Source organism: Bacteroidales bacterium, assembly GCA_018334875.1.
In the GTDB taxonomy this organism is placed as follows: domain Bacteria; phylum Bacteroidota; class Bacteroidia; order Bacteroidales; family UBA12077; genus JAGXLC01.
This window is the reverse complement of the sequence record JAGXLC010000240.1, coordinates 1786-6357: the sequence shown is the minus strand read 5'-3', so window position 1 is coordinate 6357 and position 4572 is coordinate 1786. Positions and strand designations below refer to the sequence as shown.

Annotated in this window: 4 protein-coding genes; 1 reads left to right on the top strand and 3 read right to left on the bottom strand. The window is 43.2% G+C overall.

The window, feature by feature from the left end; translation table 11 throughout:
* On the bottom strand, positions 1 to 2252 hold a 2252-nt coding region (locus tag KGY70_15300; protein MBS3776561.1), incomplete at its 3' end, for a patatin-like phospholipase family protein.
* Positions 2253 to 2592: 340 nt separating this feature from the next.
* Here KGY70_15300 and KGY70_15295 point away from each other — a divergent pair.
* Entirely contained in the window at positions 2593 to 3732 is a 1140-nt protein-coding gene (locus tag KGY70_15295; GenBank protein MBS3776560.1) for an aminotransferase class I/II-fold pyridoxal phosphate-dependent enzyme, read from the top strand.
* Between the two features lie 202 nt (positions 3733 to 3934).
* Here KGY70_15295 and KGY70_15290 read toward each other — a convergent pair whose 3' ends face one another.
* A complete protein-coding gene (locus tag KGY70_15290; GenBank protein ID MBS3776559.1) occupies positions 3935 to 4393 on the bottom strand; it encodes a DUF3368 domain-containing protein in 459 nt (152 codons plus the stop codon).
* On the bottom strand, positions 4386 to 4572 hold a 187-nt coding region (locus tag KGY70_15285), incomplete at its 5' end, for a UPF0175 family protein (GenBank protein ID MBS3776558.1). The genes KGY70_15290 and KGY70_15285, both read right to left, overlap by 8 nt.

Below are 4572 nucleotides of genomic sequence, written 5' to 3'. Positions count from 1 at the left end.
CGGGGTTTCTGATCGATGTTGTTGTCGCCTACCATTACTACCAGGGGTCCAAGACCTGAATTGAGCCGTAAACCCACGGCGTAGCCCTTCAGATAATCATTCCAATTGGAATCAATGAAAGATGAATACATCTTATGGACTTTTTCGGAAGTATGGGTTATACTGGCGTCCAAAGTCAAAAATACCCTTGAGAGAATCCGGAAATCCATGCCGCCATTGGCCTTTAAAAAGTTTGGGACTATGCGTTCACCCGACTGAAAACCGGCCATTGTTTCGTAATTCAGCTTTTCGTCGTGCATCACACCACCAAGGGTGTAATTATTGGTAACAGGCGTACCGGTTGAAGCAAGTCCCGCAGCAGTGCCCAGCTTTAAGGATAGGCGGCGCGAAATTTTAAAATAATGATCCAGATTAAAATTGAAAGCGTTAAAGGGTTGAAGGTTCAAACTAAAGATTTGTTCATCCAGGGTCTGATCTCCTTTAATCCGGTATTTGGATATGGGCTTAAAAACCCGTTTAAACGAGGCCTCCATTTTTGTTCCTTTGGTGGGAAAATATTGGTCATCCTGATTGTTTAACCGATAGTACCCATGAAGTGCGATGCCACCGAAACCGTAATTTTCAAAATTAACCTCCGGGAATATGGATTGCAGGGCATCATCAGGATAAATGGTGCTGCTTTCATAAAAGGCATCCACACCAATTTGCTGATTCACATTGATCGAATATTTACCCCCTACTCCTCCTTTAAACATCCCGTGTGTATATTCCCCGATCTTTTCATCTTCATAATAAACGGGAAGCTCAGTACGATACCAGTGGATAAAATAATTGTCCATTAGATGTTGCTCTTTTCCAAAATATCTGTTTACATCAAACTTCACTCCTGGCTGCTCGGCCATATTAAGCGTTAAATTGATGCGGGAAGCAGGCATTAAATAATTTCTGAAGGTGGTGTTTACGATCAGGCCTGTGCCCTGGACGTTGTCGTAATGGAGTCCCCCCTTGACAAAAGCCTGCGAACCTTCCTTAACCACATACACCAGTTTATAGATGTCCATTGTCTGATGCTCCAGACGATAGTTCACCCTGTTAAAATACCGCGTACCGAAAATGTTTTCAACGGCTTTGTTGATCCTTTCTCTTGTAACGTAAGTTCCTGGAAATATTCCGCCTTTGCCGGTGACGAAATCAGGCTCCACGTATCTCAGATTTTCTACCTCGACTTCTGAGATATACACATAATCCGGGCCTGTAAGTTTTTCCGTGGCATCATATACTGAATGCTGGGTATTGGTGATTTGCCGGAGTGTATCATATATTGCCCGTGCTGCCTCTTCTCCTCTTTGGGCAATTTTCCTTCCCCTCATAAAATCAAAGGATTGTATGCCCTCCATATCGGGTTCAATTAAAATGTCCGTCTTTCTTTTCTGTTCCTGTGAATCAAACACCCCGTACATGGTAATGGTTCGGGAAAGTACATCCGTAAGGGAGTAAAGGTCCTCGGGAGTGACATCTTCCTCAAAACCGACATAAACGCCGATTACAATGTCAGCTCCCATATCCCGTACTTCTTGTACGGGAAAATTTCTGATAACCCCACCGTCCACAAGCAACATCGAATCCTTTCTAACGGGAGCAAATACACCGGGGATCGCCATGCTGGCACGTATTGCCTGTGACAGATTACCGGAGTCCAGTTCTACGGGCTTTCCCTCTATGATGTCCACAGCCATACAATGAAAGGGAATGGACAGGCTATCAAAATCATGAATACCTGTAGCCCTCCAGGTCAGATCACTGAACAATCTTTCGAGCTGATAGCCTTCATTCAACCCTGAGGGGAACTTAAATTCTCCGTCCCGTATAGGAAATTCAACGATAAATCTATTGTAATCATACTTTTCTTCCATCACAATTTTATGCAAGGGTACGCGGTCTGTAAGAATTTTGTCCCAATCGGTTGTTTCCATTAGCTTCATCAACTCGTCCGCTGAATACCCCAAAGCATATAATCCTCCGACTATTGCTCCCATACTGCTGCCTGTAATGTAATCGGGACGAATACCTGCTTCTTCCAGTACTTTCAAGACACCGACGTGGGCAAGTCCTTTGGCGGCTCCACCACTTAATACCAGGCCTATCTCCGGGCGATTAGTAGTATCGGCCTGCTGTGCCTTAATTTCATGAAACTGAGTGATCAGAGATAATGTAACGGCAATATAAGCAATCAAAAGTATCCTTTTACCCATTTAGTAAAGATTTCCATTAAAACTTCCATCGAAATTTACAACTCAATTTACGAAAAAACAGCATGCTTTGGTTACTATAATTGATATTTTCCTCCGATCTTACTATCTTTCGCATTTAATAAACAAAGCATGAATTTGGTCTAAAAAGTCTCTAGTCTGATTTTCAGCCACTTTTTTGCCCCGACCCTAAGGGGTGAAGTAGCTGAAAATCAAACTTCCGGCAGTTGCCGGGTCGGGACAAAGCTGATTTTCAGCATTAATAATACTTAATTAACTTTTTAGACCGGACTCAAGCATAATTCTTAAAGGCATCAATAGCAATCAGTAAAAATATAATACCATGAAACCCCATTCAAAAGAAACTCAATGTGTCCATAGCGGAACGATCCTGGACCACGAAGACGAGGGATCCAACACTCCTGTTTATACTTCAACATCCTTTGGGTATCTGGACAAGGAAACACCGGTATATCCCAGGTATTTCAATACGAAGAACCAGCAGGCACTGGCGGAAAAGATCAGCGCCCTGGAGGACGGAGAGGATGCCCTGGTGTTGAGTTCCGGTATGGCTGCCATCACCGGCACGCTGTTTACCTTTTTAAGTCAGGGCGATCATGTGGTTTTTCAAAGTGCCCTTTACGGGGGAACCATTCATTTTATCGCCAGGGAGCTCAACCGGTTCGGCATCGAATATACATTTGTGAACAGTACCCGGGTAGAGGATTATGGAAAAGCCATCCGGGAAAATACGAAAGCCATTTATATTGAAACACCTTCTAATCCGCTTCTTAAGATCATTGATCTGGAGGCCATGGCAAACATGGCCAAGTCAAAGAATGTGCTTTCGATCATCGACAACACGTTTGCCTCTCCGGTGAACCAGAATCCAATCAACTGGTGGATGGATATTGTGATCCACAGTGCAACCAAGTACCTCAACGGCCATCATGATGTTACCGCAGGGGCCGTGATCGGTTCAAAAGAGAGAATAAAACAGATATGGGAAACAGCCCGTAACCTGGGTGGGAACTTGGATGCGCGTATCTGCTACTTGTTGGAAAGAAGTATGAAAACCCTGCATATTCGGGTTGAAAAGCAAAACGAGAATGCCGGCCAACTGGCTGAATTTCTGGAGAGCCATCAACAAGTAGGGAAAGTGAATTATCCCGGGCTGGAATCCCATCCCGGCCATGAAACAGCCAAGCGCCAGATGAGGGGCTTTGGAGGCATGCTTTCCTTTGAACTGAAAGATGAAAAGATCATCCAGTTTCAGAAAAACCTGAAGCTTATACGCCCGGCAATAAGTTTGGGAGGGGTGGATACGATTGTCTCATCTCCGGTGCTAACTTCGCATAAAAGCCTGAGCCGTGAAGAACTTGAAAGGGAAGGCATCGGCGAATCACTGATAAGGCTTTCGGCGGGAATTGAAAAGGCGGATGACCTGATCGAAGACCTGGACCAGGCGATGGATGGGCTTTAAAGGCATCCGGAACAGACGGACTGAGCGGAGAAAAGGTTTCCTGATAAGCGTGAGGTTGTACTTTGTCACGATGTTGAAATTTTGCACCTTGCAAGTCCATAGTGTGGATATTTGAAGCCGTATTAAATATTTAAATAATGAAACACCTCAGAGCAAATCTGTATCGCCTATACTTGTGTCATCTCAACGCTTTCAACAACATTTAATCTTCATTATTTATTCTTAACAGCTCATTAATCAGTTTCTCCGAAATTCTGAAATCTGTGGATAGCAATTCATCAATAAGGGGTTTTACCTTTGTAATCACGCCCACTTGCTTTGCCTTATGTATAATTCCTAAAACGCCTGTGATTCTTAAGTTTAATTTATTAGCTACTTTTCTTGCTTTTCTATCATCAAGTATTAACAGTGGGTTTTCATTTTCTTTGGCCAAAGCAATGGCACTCGCCTCACCCGTATCAATCTGTGTTTGTAGAGCTTCCTGGTATTTCTTGTCACCTACTTCGACAATTTTTATCCAGTCAGGTAAATCCGCATTAAATTCTTCAGCGATCTCTTTGGTTGTTGTCAGATTCTTATAAACTTTTTCCAATAGTTCCACCTCTCCAATCTTATGAAAAAGAATTAAACTGCTGGTATCTGGTATGACAACTCTATGCATTGTTTATATCGGAATGTAGATCATCGAGGGAATCACTAATGACAGATACGCCATATCTGCCCAAAACTTCAATAAAAGCCCTTTTTGATAAACCAGCTATTTGGGCAGCTTGTCCGGCGGATAATTTGCCGTCTTCATATAACTTAGAGGCTATGATCATTGAAAAATCATAGTCCTTC